Below are 14,291 nucleotides of genomic sequence, written 5' to 3'. Positions count from 1 at the left end.
TGACGCGAAAGGCCAAAAAGCAGCAGTCCAGCCCAGGCGGGGTTGGTTTTTGCGTCTGACCTCTGACGTCCGACCTCCGACTGAGCCCTAAAAAGCCCGCCCGGTTTTTCCGGGCGGGCTTTTCGCGTCGAGCATCCAGCGTCAGGCGTCCGGCGTGTTAGTAATCCCGTTCGCGGTCAACAAACTCCGGCGCCTGTTTCTTCTTGCCGGCGGCCAGGGCGCGGCGATAGTTCTTGCCGCGCATGAGTTTGAACTGCAACTTGCTTTCGATATCGAAGGCCTGTGATTCAGAGGCATTCCAGGTCTGCTGGAACAGGCTCTTGCCGGCACTGATGCCATCCGGGGAGCGTGTCTTGATGGCCTCAGCCAGTTTTTCAGCTTCCTCCAGCGGGTTTTCCGCTACCCGTGTCACCAGGTTCAGTTGTTTCGCTTCCTCTCCCTTGAACAGCCGGCCGGTCATGGTCAGTTCCTTGGCCACATCCATCGGTACCAGCTCGCGCAAGGTGACGGTGCCGGTCATGTCCGGAATCAGCCCCCACTTGATTTCCATGATCGACATTTCACAGTCCGGCGTGCTCATGCGGAAATCTGCGGCCAGGGCAATCTGCATGCCGCCGCCATAGCAGTACCCGTGCAGCACGGCGATCACCGGGATGGGCAGTTCACGCCAGCACCAGCACACCTGCTGGAAAAGGTTGGTTTTCTTGATGCCGTACTTGGTAAAACCCTTTACCACTTTCAGTGGCTGGGTCATCACGGTGGCAAAGTCCAGCCCGGCACAGAAAGCCTTGCCGTCGCCTTGCAGGATAACCACGCGCAGGCTGCGATCTTTTTTCACGGCTTTCGCTGCGTCGATCAATCCTTCCATCATGTCGAAGTCCAGACCGTTATATTTATCGGCGCGGGACAGGGTGATGTAGGCGGTACCGTCTTTCTTTTCCAGGGTGACGCGATTGCGGAAGGTTTGGGTCATGATTGAATCCTGGTTGGACGTCTGAGGTCTGACGTCGGACGCAAAGTCAAAAACCGCCTGCCGAGAGGCGGTATTGAATTTCAAGGCGTCGGACGTCCGACCTCAGACGTCCGGCCCTGTGCCAATTAACCCAGCTTGTCTTTCAGCAACTGGTTGAGCTGTTGTGGGTTGGCCTTGCCCTGGGTGGCCTTCATGGCCTGGCCGACGAAGAAACCGATTTTTTTCTTTTTCTTCGCGTCATCAGAGTTGCGGTAGTCATCAACCTGGGGGGCATTGTTGGCGATGATGTCGTCGACGATCTTTTCCAGTTCGCCGCTGTCGCTCATTTGTTTGAGGCCCTTGGCTTCAATGATGGCATCCGGATCCCCTTCGCCGGCCCAGCACGCTTCGAACACCTGCTTGGCGATCTTGGAACTGATGGTGCCGTCTTTCAGGCGAGCAATCAGCTGGCCGAGTTGATCCGCAGACACCGGGCTGCTGCTGATGATTCTTTCTTCCGTATTCAGTTTGGCGGCCAGTTCACCCATGACCCAGTTGGCGGCCAGTTTTGCATCGCCACCGGCTTTTGCTGCGCCTTCAAAGAAAGCGGCTGTGGCAAGGTCACCGGAGAGCAGATCAGCGTCGTAGTCAGACAGCTGGTAATCGGCGATGAAGCGAGCTTTGCGGGCATCCGGCAGTTCCGGCATAGCCGCTTTCAGGGCATCCAGATCTGCATTGGTGATTTCCACCGGGAGAAGATCCGGGCAGGGAAAGTAGCGGTAATCGTTGGCGTCTTCCTTGCTGCGCATGGAGCGGGCAGTGTGGGTTTCGCCATTGTAGAGACGGGTTTCCTGCACGATCTCGCCGCCATCCTCGAGGACATCAATCTGCCGTTCCACTTCCAGTTTGATGGCACGCTCCATAAAACGGAAAGAGTTCAGATTTTTTGTCTCGGTGCGGGTGCCCAGCGGCTCGCCGGGTTTGCGGATGGACACGTTTACATCGAAGCGCATGTTGCCCTGGGACATGTCGCCATCGCAGATGCCGATGGAGGTGACAATGGCGTGCAGTTTTTTCGCAAACGCCACCGCTTCTTCGGCATTGCTCATGTCCGGTTCGGTGACCACTTCGATCAGTGGGGTGCCGGCGCGGTTCAGGTCGATGCCGGTCATGCCATGGCCCTTTTCATCAAAGAAAGCTTCATGCAAGGACTTGCCCGCATCTTCTTCCAGATGAGCGTGGTGGATGCGAACGGTTTTTTTATCACCGTTATCGAGTTGCACTTCAACGATGCCGGCGCCCACGACGGGCTTGTCCAGTTGGGTGGTCTGGTAGCCTTTCGGCAGGTCCGGATAAAAATAATTTTTCCGTTCAAACACACTGTGACGGCAGATGTCCGCATTGATGGCGAGGCCAAACAGCGCGGCCTTGCGCACAGCTTCCTTGTTAACCACGGGCAGGGTGCCGGGCATGCCCAGATCGACCAGGGAAGCCTGGGTGTTGGGCTCGGCGCCGGTGGACAGTTTGCTGCCGGAAAACAGCTTGCTGGCAGTGTTGAGCTGGACGTGAATTTCCAGACCGATCACGACTTCCCAACTCATTGTTCACCTCCAAAAGCCGGCACCTGTTTGTGCCAGTCAGTGGCTTGTTGATACTTGTGGGCCACATTGAGAATCTGACCCTCGCGGAAATAATTTCCAATGATCTGGGTGCCGGTGGGCAGGCCATTGATAAAGCCGGTGGGCATGGACAGGGCGGGCAAGCCGGCCAGGTTCACACCAATGGTAAAGACGTCGGCCATGTACATGCTGACCGGGTCGTCTTTTTTGGCGCCGAGTTTGAAAGCGGTTTCCGGGGCCGTCGGGCCCATCAGTACATCCACCTTTTCAAAGGCGCGTGCAAAGTCGTCGCGAATCAGGCGGCGCACTTGCTGGGCACGGCGGTAGTAGGCGTCGTAGTAACCGGCAGACAACGCATAGGTGCCGACCAGAATGCGGCGCTTCACTTCGTCACCGAAGCCTTCGGAGCGGGAGCGCTTGTAAAGGTCTTCCAGATCTTGCGGATCATCACAGCGGTGACCGAAACGCACACCGTCAAAGCGGCTAAGGTTGGAGCTGGCTTCCGCTGGGGCAATCACGTAGTAAGCCGGAACGGACAGCTTGATGCTGGGCAGGGAGACAGAGACCACCTTGGCACCCAGTTTCTCCAGTTCTGCGATGGCTGCGCGACTGTTGTCGGCAATGGCGCCGTCCAGGGTATCCGGGAAGAACTCCTCCGGGATGCCGATGGTCAGGCCGGTGATGTCGTCTTTCAGCGCGCCCAGGTAATCGTCCACCTTTTCATTGAGGCTGGTGGAGTCACGATGATCGTGACCGGCCATGGCCTGCAGCAGCAGTGCGCAGTCTTCAGCGCTCTGCCCCATGGGGCCGGCCTGGTCCAGGCTTGAGGCAAAGGCAATCATGCCCCAGCGTGACACTCGGCCATAGGTGGGCTTGAGGCCGGTGATGTTGTTCAGGGCCGCGGGCTGGCGGATGGAGCCGCCGGTATCGGTACCCGTGGCGGCGGGGGCCAGACGCGCGCCCAGACAGGCAGCGGCGCCGCCAGAGGAGCCGCCGGGAACCCGTTCCAGATCCCAGGGGTTCTTCACTGGCCCGTAGTAGCTGGTCTCGTTGGAGGAACCCATGGCGAACTCGTCCATGTTGGTCTTGCCCAGCATCACCGCGCCTTCTGCGGCCATCTTTTCCACCACGGTGGCGGTGTAGGGGGCAATAAAGGTATCCAGCATCTTGGACCCACAGCTGGTGCGCACGCCCTCGGTGCAGAAAATATCCTTGTGGGCGATGGGCAGGCCGGTAAGCAGTCCGCCCTGGCCGGCGGCAATGGCCTGGTCGGCGGCGTCCGCCTGGGCCAGCGCCTGGGCTTCGGTGACGGTGATAAAGCTGTTCAGCTCGCCATCGTGCTGTTTGATGCGGGCCAGGAAGTGTTCGGTGAGCTCCCGGGAAGAGAAGTCACCGCTGGCCAGGCCGGCCTTGAGTTCGGTCAGTGTCTTGTTATGCATGGCGTCGCTCATCTGTTATTCGATCACCCGGGGAACCAGGAAGCAGCCTTCTTCGGCGGCGGGGGCGATTTCCAGTGCCTTGTCGCGAATGTCGGATTCGCTGATGGCGTCCTCCCGCAAGGGCTGGGTCACGTCCAGCGGATGGGCCATGGGGGCCACGTCGGTGACGTCAGCCTGTTGCAGCTGGTCGACCATCGCGAGGATGTCATTGAGGCGGCTGGACAGGGCGTCGGTGTCCGCCTGGTCCACTTTCAGGCGGGCCAGGTGGGCGACCTGGGCTACCACCTTGGAATCAATGGCCATGGTTTTCTCCATGTTGGCACGGTATCGGAGCTCTGCCGGCACGGGGTGCAAAGAGGTGCACGCCGGTAACAAGGGCCGGAAAGCCGCAAAAAGTACCATAGACCGGCTGTCCGCGACCACTGTCCGGCGGTGTGGAAGGCGCATTAAGCGTGACGCCATTGCTTGCCCAATGATCGCGCCGTTGCTAGAGTTGCGCCATCTTAGCGATGCCCTGCTTTTTCGCGCCGGGCATCGGATTTTCGCGAAAAATTCAGGAAACTGGCCAGGATGTCCATGATCAAGCGTATTCGGGGGATGTTCTCCACCGATCTCTCCATCGATTTGGGGACCGCTAACACTCTTATTTATGTGCGTGGCCGCGGCATCGTACTGGATGAGCCCTCGGTGGTTGCCATCCGTCACCACGGTGCCCAGAAAAGCGTTGCTGCAGTGGGTGCTGACGCCAAGCGCATGCTGGGCCGTACCCCCGGCAATATTACCGCCATCCGGCCCATGAAAGACGGTGTCATTGCCGACTTTGACGTGACCGAGAAGATGCTCCAGTACTTCATCAAGAAGGTGCATGACACCGGCTTTTTCCCGCCGGCACCGCGAGTACTGGTCTGTGTCCCCTGTAAATCCACCCAAGTGGAGCGTCGGGCGATTCAGGATTCCGCCTACGGCGCGGGTGCCCGTGACGTCTACCTGATCGAAGAGCCCATGGCTGCCGCCATTGGCGCTGGTCTGCCGGTGGAAGAAGCACGGGGTTCCATGGTGGTGGATATTGGTGGTGGTACCACCGAGATCGCCCTGATTTCCCTGAACGGCGTGGTTTACTCCGAGTCCGTGCGTATCGGTGGTGACCGCTTCGACGAAGCGATTGTGGCCTTCGTACGCAAGGAATACGGTTCCCTGATCGGTGAATCCACTGCTGAGCGCATCAAGCACGAGATTGGTACGGCCTATCCGGGTGGTGAGATCCGTGAAATCGATGTGCGGGGCCGAAACCTGGCAGAAGGGGTGCCGCGCAGCTTCACCCTCAATTCCGAGGAAATTCTGGAAGCGCTGAAAGAGCCGCTGGCGGCCATCGTCAATGCGGTGAAAAATGCGCTGGAAGCCTCTCCGCCTGAGCTGGCCTCCGATATTGCCGAGCGTGGCCTGGTGATTACCGGGGGCGGAGCCCTGTTGCGTGATATTGACCGCCTGTTGTCTGAAGAAACCGGCCTGCCAGTGATCATTGCCGACGATCCGTTGACCTGTGTGGCACGTGGTGGCGGCAAGGCTCTGGAGCTGATGGACAGCCAGGGCTTTGACATGCTGGCCATGGGCTGATGACGGCTTCGGCCAATCCCCTCTATCGTCTGGTTGCCGCGCTGATTCTGTCCATCATCGTGATGGTGCTGGATCAGCGTACGCCCTGGGCGCAACCGGTGCGTTATTTCCTCGGTGCGCTCACAGCACCCGTTCACTATGTTGCCCACCTGCCGGTGGATTCTGGTGAGTGGCTGACCGAGCAGGCCCAGAGCCGATCCTCCTTGCTGGAAGAGAACCGCCGCCTGCAGCGTAAATCCCTGATTCTGGAGCAGAAGGTTCAGCGCCTGGCGGTGCTGGAAGCCGAGAACGTACGCTTGCGCGAGTTGCTCAATTCTTCCGCCGATCTGGATGACAATGTGCTGGTGGCCGAGATCATCGGGCTCGATGCGGACCCCAACCGTCAGGAGCTGGTGATCAACAAGGGCACCGGATCCCGAGTAGTGAAGGGGCAGGCGGTGCTGGATGCCCAGGGCCTGATCGGGCAGGTGGTGGAGGCCGGGCCGTTGAGCTCCCGGGTACTGCTGCTCACCGATGCCAGTCATGCCATGAGTGTGCAGGTTAATCGTAACGGGGTGCGGGCGGTATTGGCCGGCACCGGTCAGGCGGGCGGTTTGCGACTGCTTTATGTGCCTGATACGGCGGATATTCAGGAAGGCGATTTGCTGGTCAGCACGGGTCTGGGGCAGCGCTATCCCCGCGGTTATCCGGTGGCGACCATTACCCGCGTACGGCACCAGTCAGGGGCGGCCTTTGCGGAAATTAGTGCCCGGCCCACGGCCCGTATCGACCGCGCCAGTCATGTGTTGCTGGTACAGTCATCAGCCTTGACGGTGCGACAGAGCGAGGAGTTGCGTGATGAGGGATGATCGTCCTGCCGGTACCGGTGTGCTGATCGTAACCTTGTTGCTGGCAGCCCTGCTGGAAGTGGTTCCCTTGCCTGATGCCGCTAACTGGGTGCGCCCCGAGTGGATGCTGCTGGTGCTGGTCTACTGGGTGCTGATCCTGCCGCGTCGTGTGGGCGTGTTGTGGGGCTTTTTTGTTGGCCTTTATATGGATGTGCTGACCGGTACGACGCTGGGCCAATGGGGGCTCGGCTTTTCCCTCGGCGCCTTCATCATGCTACTCGCCTACAAACGCATGCGGGTATTCACGGTGCTGCAGCAATGCGCCGTGATATTCCTGCTGGTAGGCTCCGTGAGTCTATTGGCGTATCTGGTGCAGGAAGCGGTAGGGCGTACCCTCTATCCTCCCTACACCATCCTCTATTCTTCTCTGGCCAGTGCTATTGTCTGGCGTCCGGTCTGTGCGCTGCTGCGCTGGGTTCAGTTACGGTTTATTGTACGCTGATAAATTCAGTTAACAGTGAATAGTTAACAGTGAACAGTTACGCGATCGGGGCCTTGTACTTTATCGGGAGCCGGTGCCCGCGACTGCCTGTTGTTTTCGCTGTTAACTGTTAACTATTCATTGTTAACTGATTCTTATGATTCTCTACCTTGCCTCTGGCTCCCCCCGCCGTGCCGAGTTACTGCAGCAGATTGCGGTGCCGTTTACCGTCTTGAGGGCGCCGGATATTGATGAAACGCCACTGGACAATGAAGATCCGCAGGCCTACGTGGAGCGTATGGCACAGGAAAAGTCCCGCGTCGGAGAGCTGCGTCGTCAGGCTGAGGGGCTGCCCGCCGGGGCTGTGTTGGGTGCGGACACCTCCGTGGTACTGGGGAACCTGATTCTGGGCAAACCCGAAAGCCGGAAGCATGCACTGGCCATGTTGGCGGCCCTCAGTGGTAATGAACATCGGGTGATCTCTTCGCTAGCGCTGACCTGTGGCGCAAGTTGTCAGGTTGCCACCAGCATTACCCGGGTCCGTTTCAGGGATTTGACCGACCGGGAAATGGGCCGCTATGTGGCCACCGGGGAAGGCAATGACAAGGCTGGGGGCTACGGCATCCAGGGGCTGGGTGCGGCGCTGGTGGCACAGATAACCGGCAGTTACAGTGGGGTGGTGGGGCTGCCCCTGGAGCAGACCGTCGCGCTGCTGGAGCACGCCGGCATTGATTACTGGTGCATCGACTGACTATGGCAGGAATTCCGTTCAAAACCTGGCGACGCCTCTATCTGTCCCTGTGGGGGCTGGTGGCCTTGTGTCTGTTGTTGCTGGCGGCCTATGTGGTGCTGGCCCGCCAGGCCATGCTGCTGGTGCCGGATTATCGCGAAAAACTGGAACAGTTCTTCGAAGCGCGCATCCAGACGCCCCTGGTCATCGATGAACTGGAAGGAAAGATGGACGGGCTGGTGCCGCAGTTTGTCGCCCGCCGGATTCGTCTTCCGGCACCGGAGGGTGAGTCGCCCCTGGAATTGCAGGAAGTGGTGCTCAGTGTGGATGTGTTGCGTTCACTGCTGGTCCGTGACCTGGTGCTGAAAGAACTGCGAATTGACGGGGTGGCCCTGCATCTTGTCAGAGGGGATGACGGCAAGGTTCATCTGCGCGGCCTGAACATCATGGAGGCGTCGTCCAGCGATGCGCCCCCGCCGGTCGAACGGTTCCTGCGCATGTTCTATCGTCAGCAGCTGCTGACCCTCAACAATGTGCAACTTTCCCTGGATTGGCCGGGTATGCCGCCGCTGGCAGCCTCAAGATTGAGCGCTACCTTGCTCAATGATGGCGGAAACCATTTATTGTCATTGAACCTGGAGGCTCGGGATCGCCCGCTACGGGTAGAGGCCAAGGCGCATCTGCATGACGATGCCTTTGCGCTGGATGAGGTGGATGCGGACCTTTATCTGCGGGTGCGTGGCCAGCGTCTGGAAGAGTGGTTGCCGTCGTCGCTGGAGATGCCGTTGTCGGTTTCCGAACTGTCGGGACAGATGGAGTTCTGGGGGAGCTTGCAGGCCGGCCAGCCCCGTCAGGGCCAGCTGGCCCTGACGGTGCCTGCGGTGACCCTGGCGGGTGACGCGCACAGCTGGCCGTTAACCGCGCTGTCAGCCAGATTGGCGCTGGAGCGAGATAACGATCGGGCCACGCTGTCCCTGCTGGATCTGTCTGGCCAGACCCCGGCCGGGCAGTTGCGGTTGGGGGATATGGCGCTGCAATGGGAGACGCAGGGCCAGAAGCGGGCCTGGCAGCTTCGCACCGGGGATTTGCCGGTGCGCGCCTTGGGGCAGCAATTCCAGCAGTGGCCGTTCCCATTGCCGGAGAAAGCCGACAAGGTGCGAGAGCTGCTCAGGGCGCTTGAGCCCCGGGGCGTGGTGGAAGGATTCTATGCCCGCGGAGTGGCGCGGCAGCTGGAGAAATTTCAGGCCCGGTTTACCGCCCTGGGGAATCAGGCAAAAGACAGGATACCGGGTGTTGCGCGTTTGAGCGGCTGGGTTTCCGGGAATCTGGATCAGGGCAAGGTGCATCTTTACAGCGACAGTCTGGCTCTGGATCTGCCGCGCCTGTTCGAGCAACCTCTGGCTGGGCAGATGGCGGGGGTGCTTGACTGGCAGCGGCAGGAAGATGTGCTGCGGGTCCGGTCCAGCAGACTGCGAGTGGTTAACGATGATGCCCATGGCGAAGCCATGCTGTCGGTTGAGATGGCGCAGGGGCAGGTTCCTGAACTGCGATTGACTGCGGAGATCTATGATGGCAATGGCGCCCATGCCAGTCGCTACATTCCCCTGCGACGTTTGCCGGACGGGCTGTCCGGCTGGTTGGGGCAGGCCCTGCAAGGGGGGCACCTGAAGCGTGGCCAGCTGCTTTATCAGGGGCCGGTAAAGATCGATCCCGACCGCCAGCAGGATCGTACCTTCCAGATGCGCTACCAGGGAGAGGATATCACTCTGTCGATGCTCCCGGACTGGCCGCAGGCAAGAAATCTGAGCGCGGATGTGTTTATCAACGGCCGTGAGGTGCGTGGCTTTGCCTCTGGTGCTGATGTCTACAGCAGTCGGGTCAGTCAGGTGTATGTGGATGTGCCGGCATTTAGCACTGAAGAGGGGCCGCGCCTGGTGGTGTCGGGTCAGGTTCAGGGACCGCTGTCAGACCTGGATTCACTGATTCATGACTCGCCGCTACAAAAACAGTTACCAGAGGAGTTGCTGGACTGGCGCCTGCAGGCGGGTGAGATGGAAGGTCGTCTGTTGCTGGACTTCCCCTTCAACCGTGATCAGGAGACGCCCCTGACGGTGATTGTGGATGGTCAGGTGAAGCAGGGTGTTGCGGAGAATGCCGCCCGCCGTCTGGTGGTCAGTGATGTCAAGGCACCGGTGTATTTCCATCTCCGTGAAGGGGTGCAGATTCCGGACCTGCAGGCTTCCATATTGGGGGGCAAGGTCAGTGGACATTGGCAGACCCGCGACACGCGTAGCCAGATTCAGTTGCAGGGCGCCGTTCCGGTGGGCTCGTTACAGGACTGGCTGGGCTTTGCCTGGTTGTCCCCGGTGAGTGGCAGCTTGCCGTTGGATCTGACCCTGGATGTGCCCTGGAAAGGTTCTCCCTTTGCCTTGCGAGCCTTTTCCTCACTGAAAGGGGTGGCGGTAGACGCGCCAGCGCCCCTGGGCAAGCCTGCCAAACAGGAAAGTAGCCTGAGCATGGAGATACGCGGTGAAGGCACCCGCCAGAACCTGTATCTGGATTATGACAGCCTCTGGCGCAGCCGCATCGCTCTTGGCCAGACGCCGGTGCGCGGTGATGTGGTGGTGGGGCCGGGCAGCCTGGTGTTGCCTGAATCAGGTATCTCCCTTCGTGGCCAGTTGGCCGAAGCGCAAGCCGGCGCCTGGATCGACTTTATTTCCGGCCAGATGGTGCCTGCGTTTGAGCGGAGTAAGTCCGAACCGGCGGACGCCGCCGGTGGCGCCTCCATCAGCAAAGTCAGCCTGCGTGTGGATCAGCTGGACCTGTTTGGGGTTGGGGTGGATAACGCCAGCCTGTCGGTGCTTCCCACCGGACAGGGCTGGGATCTGGCATTGAGTAGCCAGGCCATTGCCGGGTCGGTGAGGATTCCGGACGGGTTTACTGCCCGGGGCGACAAGCCGCTTTCGCTGTCTGTGAGTCGCATGAATATTGCCATGCCGGATACTGATGAGGGGGAAGACGGGGCACCTGCGGCACCCCCGGTTTCGCCCATGGATCTGCCGCCCATGGATGCCCGTCTCGACAATATTCGGGTGGGCGGGAAGGACTTCGGGCAGTGGTCCGGGCAAGTCCGGCCATTGCCACGAGGAGTGCGCATTGCCGAGCTGGAGGGGCGCTGGCGCTTTACCGAGCTGGAAGGCAGTCTGGACTGGACCGAGCAGGCCGGCGAGGCGCGCAGCCAGCACAGCCGGTTCAGTGGACTGATCAAGGCAGACAAGCTGGAGCGCGCGCTCAAGGCCTGGGACCTGCCCGAGCTGATCGAGTCGGAAGAAGCCCAGGCCAAAGTTGTACTGGGATGGCAGGACTGGCCCCTCAACCCGGACTATCTGGCCCTGGACGGCCAGGCCCGGGTGGATATCGGTGAATGCCGGATACCGGAAACAGACAGCCGGACATCCTTCCTGCGAGTGTTGGGCGTGCTGAATTTGGGCACCATCCAGCGCCGGTTGCGACTGAATTTCTCCGACCTGTACAAGAAGGGGTTGAGCTGTGACAGCATCACCGGTGACTTCCGGCTGGAAGGGCCGCTGGTGTCTACCAGTAATCTGGAGATTCGTTCCCCATCGGCATTGATTGATGTGAAAGGGCAGATCAATCTGCAGAAGGAGACCCTGGACCACCAGATGGAAGTGACGTTGCCGTTGTCCAGCAACCTGTACGCTGGCTGCCTGGCAGGCCCGGCGGCCTGTGCCGGGATTTTTGTCGTGGAACGGATCTGGGGCGACAAGCTTGACCGTACGGCGACCCTGGAATATGCAGTAACCGGCACCTGGGCCAACCCGAAAGTGACCGAGACCGAAGGGATATTCGAATGACGCAATCAGTGAAGGTGGCGGCCATCCAGATGACCAGTGGCAATGATGTCCAGGCTAACCTGGATGAAGCGCGCCGGGGTTTGCAAAAGGCGGCTGATGCAGGCGCCGCGCTGGCGGTGCTGCCGGAGAACTTTGCCCAGTATGGCGGGGATTATCGCGGCCTGTCTGCCCAATACGTATGGCTGAAGGAATGGCTTTGCGAGCAGGCCAGGACGCTTGGCATGGCGATTATCGGTGGCAGCATTCCCGCCAGCGAGCGGCCGGACGGCAGTCCGGTGCCGGCGCCCCGGGTGCGCACCCGCAGTCTGGCCATCGATGAAAAAGGCCGGGTACAGGCCGACTATGACAAGCTCCACCTGTTCGATGCCCAGGTCAACGACGCCCAGGGGCGTTATTGTGAGTCGGACGTGTTCGAGCCCGGTGACCAGACCCGGGTAGTGTCGTTGGCGGGTCTGCAGGTAGGATTGGCGATATGCTATGACTTGCGTTTCCCTGCACTGGCACAGCGTTTGGCCAGTGAGGGCGCGGATTTGCTGGTTTACCCATCGGCCTTTACGGCGGTTACCGGCGCGGCCCACTGGGAATTGCTGCTCCGTGCCACTGCGGTACAGAGCGGTTGCTACACCCTGGGAGCCAATCAGTGTGGTCAGCATGCGCCGCGCCGTGCCAGCTATGGTCATTCCCTGCTGGTCAATCCCTGGGGTGAGGTGCAGGCCTCACTGGGAAACACTATAGATGTACTTGTTGCCGAGCTGGACCTTGCTACCATGAAGGAACTTCGTCAACGCATACCGGTGCAGCAGCACCAACGACTCCAGATTAAAGGACCCTGATGAGCGATACCCTGTCTATTGCCGAATCCATCCTGCTGGCCCCTGCGGATTTGCACACCGGCCAGCTGGAAACCCTGTTGAATGGCAAAGTCACCGGGCAGGCGGACTATGCGGATATTTATTTCCAGCACAGCCGTCATGAAGCCTGGGTGCTCGAGGATGGCATCGTCCGGGATGCCAGTTTCAGTACCGAGCGGGGCGCCGGGGTGCGGATTGTACAGGGTGACAAGACCGGTTTTGCCTACAGTGACGACATCACGTTGTCGGCGCTCCAGCAGGCCAGTGGCGCGGCGCGAGCCATTACCCGTCAGGGTCAGGAGCGTCAGATCCAGTTGGCTAGTCGTCAAGCGCCGGTGCGTTACCAGGGGCAGGACCCCCTGCAGGGCTGGCCGGCCGAAAAGAAAGTGGCCCTGTTGCAGCGGCTGGATGCGCTGGCGCGCTCCCTGGATCCTGCCATTGTGGAAGTGACCGCCAGTCTCAGTGGTGTGCAGGACGTGGTCATGGTGGTGGCCAGTGACGGCACCCTGGCGGCGGATGTGAGACCACTGATCCGTTGTAATGTGAGTGTGATTGCTGAGCGCAATGGTCGCCGGGAGCGTGGCAGTGCCGGTGGGGGTGGCCGGGTCAGCTACGACTGGCTGTTGCAGGAAGACCGTGTTGAAATCTGGGCCAGGGAAGCGGTCCGTGGAGCCTTGCTGAACCTGGAGGCGGAAGCCGCACCGGCGGGTACCATGCCGGTGGTGTTGGGCCCGGGATGGCCCGGTGTACTGTTGCATGAAGCGGTGGGGCATGGCCTGGAGGGTGACTTCAATCGCAAGGGCACCTCCATGTTTGCCAAAAAGCTGGGTCAGCAGGTGGCCTCCAGCCTGTGCACCGTGGTGGATGATGGCACCCTGGCAGACCGTCGTGGTTCGCTGAATGTGGATGACGAAGGCACCCCCAGTGCCTGTAATACCCTGATCGAGAATGGCAAGCTGGTGGGCTACATGCAGGACAAGACCAACGCCCGGCTGATGGGCGTGGCGCCTACCGGCAACGGTCGCCGTGAGTCCTATGCCCACCTGCCCATGCCTCGCATGACCAACACGTATATGCTGCCGGGGGAGAGTGATCCGCAGGAGATTGTGGCCAGCCTCGATCGCGGCATCTATGCGGTGAATTTTGCTGGCGGTCAGGTGGATATCACCTCCGGCCGGTTTGTGTTCTCCACCAGCGAAGCCTACCTGGTGGAGAAAGGCAAGATTGTCTGTCCGGTGAAAGGTGCCACGTTGATTGGCAGTGGTGCCGAAGTCATGGAGCGGATATCCATGGTGGGCAATGACCTGGCCCTGGATTCCGGCATCGGGGTCTGTGGCAAGGATGGTCAGTCGGTGCCTGTCGGCGTTGGGCAGCCCACCTTGCGGGTGGACGCACTGACGGTGGGGGGCACTGCCTGATGACCACGGTGCTGGACTCCCTGGCCCGCATGCGTTTGTTTGAAGGGCTTAATGAGGACGAGCTGATCTTGCTGGAAACCCTGGTGTTCGTGAATAGGGTCTCTGCCGGTGAAACCCTCTGCCAGGAAGGTGACAAGAGTGATTTCGTCTGCTTCGTGGTGCGCGGAAGTCTGGATATCGTCAAGAATAATGTTGAGGGTGGCGAAGTGGTGATTGCCCAATTACAGGCGGGTGATTCCATGGGGGAAATGGCATTGGTGGACAATGCGCCCCGCTCAGCCACCGTGCGCGTGGCCGAGGATGCGACCTTGATTGTGCTGACTCACAAGGGCCTGGACCAACTGCGCAAACGTAGCCCCCAGGCGGCGACGCAGGTGATGGAAAATATTGCCCGGCTGCTGTGTGCCCACCTGCGCCGCACCTCTTCCCAGCTGGCGCAATTCAAGCTGGCAGCAGGCTGAATTCCTTCTCTCCAGCCTGTAACC

At 60.3% G+C, this 14,291-nt stretch carries 12 protein-coding genes; 8 read left to right on the top strand and 4 right to left on the bottom strand.

Annotated elements, in window-relative coordinates; genetic code table 11:
* Positions 1-157 precede the first annotated feature (157 nt).
* The 4 genes from HF945_RS11920 to gatC all read right to left on the bottom strand — a co-directional run bounded on the left by HF945_RS11920 (position 158) and on the right by gatC (position 4,313).
* Entirely contained in the window at positions 158-973 is an 816-nt protein-coding gene (locus tag HF945_RS11920) for a crotonase/enoyl-CoA hydratase family protein (RefSeq protein ID WP_290522821.1), read from the bottom strand.
* A gap of 125 nt (positions 974-1,098) precedes the next feature.
* Complete coding sequence (gene gatB / locus HF945_RS11915; RefSeq protein ID WP_290522820.1) at positions 1,099-2,553, bottom strand: Asp-tRNA(Asn)/Glu-tRNA(Gln) amidotransferase subunit GatB; 1,455 nt, start codon at positions 2,551-2,553, stop codon at positions 1,099-1,101.
* Positions 2,550-4,010: an Asp-tRNA(Asn)/Glu-tRNA(Gln) amidotransferase subunit GatA gene (gene gatA / locus HF945_RS11910; protein ID WP_290525413.1), complete on the bottom strand. Its 1,461-nt coding sequence runs from the start codon at positions 4,008-4,010 to the stop codon at positions 2,550-2,552. The genes gatB and gatA overlap by 4 nt, the downstream gene beginning before the upstream one ends.
* Before the next feature lie 15 nt (positions 4,011-4,025).
* On the bottom strand, positions 4,026-4,313 hold the full coding sequence (gatC, locus tag HF945_RS11905; RefSeq protein WP_290522819.1) for an Asp-tRNA(Asn)/Glu-tRNA(Gln) amidotransferase subunit GatC: 288 nt from the start codon (positions 4,311-4,313) through the stop codon (positions 4,026-4,028).
* A 273-nt stretch (positions 4,314-4,586) separates the two neighbouring features.
* Between gatC and HF945_RS11900 the strand changes: the two genes are divergently transcribed.
* From HF945_RS11900 to HF945_RS11865, 8 genes are all read left to right on the top strand, one after another.
* A complete protein-coding gene (locus HF945_RS11900; protein ID WP_035231859.1) occupies positions 4,587-5,624 on the top strand; it encodes a rod shape-determining protein in 1,038 nt (345 codons plus the stop codon).
* A complete protein-coding gene (mreC, locus tag HF945_RS11895; protein ID WP_290522818.1) occupies positions 5,624-6,472 on the top strand; it encodes a rod shape-determining protein MreC in 849 nt (282 codons plus the stop codon). Before HF945_RS11900 ends, mreC begins: the two co-directional genes overlap by 1 nt.
* Positions 6,462-6,953 (top strand): rod shape-determining protein MreD, encoded by a 492-nt coding sequence (gene mreD / locus HF945_RS11890; protein ID WP_290522817.1) that lies wholly within the window; start codon positions 6,462-6,464, stop codon positions 6,951-6,953. The genes mreC and mreD overlap by 11 nt, the downstream gene beginning before the upstream one ends.
* 136 nt (positions 6,954-7,089) lie before the next feature.
* On the top strand, positions 7,090-7,683 hold the full coding sequence (locus tag HF945_RS11885) for a Maf family protein (RefSeq protein WP_290522816.1): 594 nt from the start codon (positions 7,090-7,092) through the stop codon (positions 7,681-7,683).
* The gene (locus HF945_RS11880) at positions 7,671-11,537 is read left to right on the top strand and encodes a YhdP family protein (protein ID WP_290522815.1); all 3,867 of its coding nucleotides are present in this window, start codon (positions 7,671-7,673) and stop codon (positions 11,535-11,537) included. Before HF945_RS11885 ends, HF945_RS11880 begins: the two co-directional genes overlap by 13 nt.
* On the top strand, positions 11,534-12,370 hold the full coding sequence (locus HF945_RS11875) for a carbon-nitrogen hydrolase family protein (RefSeq protein ID WP_290522814.1): 837 nt from the start codon (positions 11,534-11,536) through the stop codon (positions 12,368-12,370). The genes HF945_RS11880 and HF945_RS11875 overlap by 4 nt, the downstream gene beginning before the upstream one ends.
* Positions 12,370-13,806 (top strand): metalloprotease TldD, encoded by a 1,437-nt coding sequence (tldD, locus tag HF945_RS11870; RefSeq protein ID WP_290522813.1) that lies wholly within the window; start codon positions 12,370-12,372, stop codon positions 13,804-13,806. The genes HF945_RS11875 and tldD overlap by 1 nt, the downstream gene beginning before the upstream one ends.
* Positions 13,806-14,267, top strand: coding sequence for a cyclic nucleotide-binding domain-containing protein (locus HF945_RS11865; RefSeq protein WP_290522812.1), 462 nt, complete (start codon positions 13,806-13,808; stop codon positions 14,265-14,267). The genes tldD and HF945_RS11865 overlap by 1 nt, the downstream gene beginning before the upstream one ends.
* The last annotated feature ends 24 nt before the right edge of the window (positions 14,268-14,291 follow it).

Source organism: Alcanivorax sp. (assembly GCF_017794965.1).
In the GTDB taxonomy this organism is placed as follows: Bacteria; Pseudomonadota; Gammaproteobacteria; order Pseudomonadales; family Alcanivoracaceae; genus Alcanivorax.
The sequence above is the reverse complement of the archived record's forward strand: the minus strand, read 5'-3'. Positions and strand labels throughout refer to the sequence as shown.

Bases quoted from the DNA above. Each gene is read 5' to 3' on its own strand.
- tldD (WP_290522813.1), top strand. From the start codon at position 12,370: ATGAGCGATACCCTGTCTATTGCCGAATCCATCCTGCTGGCCCCTGCG.
- gatB (WP_290522820.1), bottom strand. From the start codon at position 2,553: ATGAGTTGGGAAGTCGTGATCGGTCTGGAAATTCACGTCCAGCTCAAC.
- HF945_RS11875 (WP_290522814.1), top strand. From the start codon at position 11,534: ATGACGCAATCAGTGAAGGTGGCGGCCATCCAGATGACCAGTGGCAAT.
- gatC (WP_290522819.1), bottom strand. From the start codon at position 4,313: ATGGCCATTGATTCCAAGGTGGTAGCCCAGGTCGCCCACCTGGCCCGC.
- HF945_RS11920 (WP_290522821.1), bottom strand. From the start codon at position 973: ATGACCCAAACCTTCCGCAATCGCGTCACCCTGGAAAAGAAAGACGGT.
- gatA (WP_290525413.1), bottom strand. From the start codon at position 4,010: ATGCATAACAAGACACTGACCGAACTCAAGGCCGGCCTGGCCAGCGGT.
- HF945_RS11865 (WP_290522812.1), top strand. From the start codon at position 13,806: ATGACCACGGTGCTGGACTCCCTGGCCCGCATGCGTTTGTTTGAAGGG.
- mreD (WP_290522817.1), top strand. From the start codon at position 6,462: ATGAGGGATGATCGTCCTGCCGGTACCGGTGTGCTGATCGTAACCTTG.
- HF945_RS11885 (WP_290522816.1), top strand. From the start codon at position 7,090: ATGATTCTCTACCTTGCCTCTGGCTCCCCCCGCCGTGCCGAGTTACTG.
- mreC (WP_290522818.1), top strand. From the start codon at position 5,624: ATGACGGCTTCGGCCAATCCCCTCTATCGTCTGGTTGCCGCGCTGATT.
- HF945_RS11900 (WP_035231859.1), top strand. From the start codon at position 4,587: ATGATCAAGCGTATTCGGGGGATGTTCTCCACCGATCTCTCCATCGAT.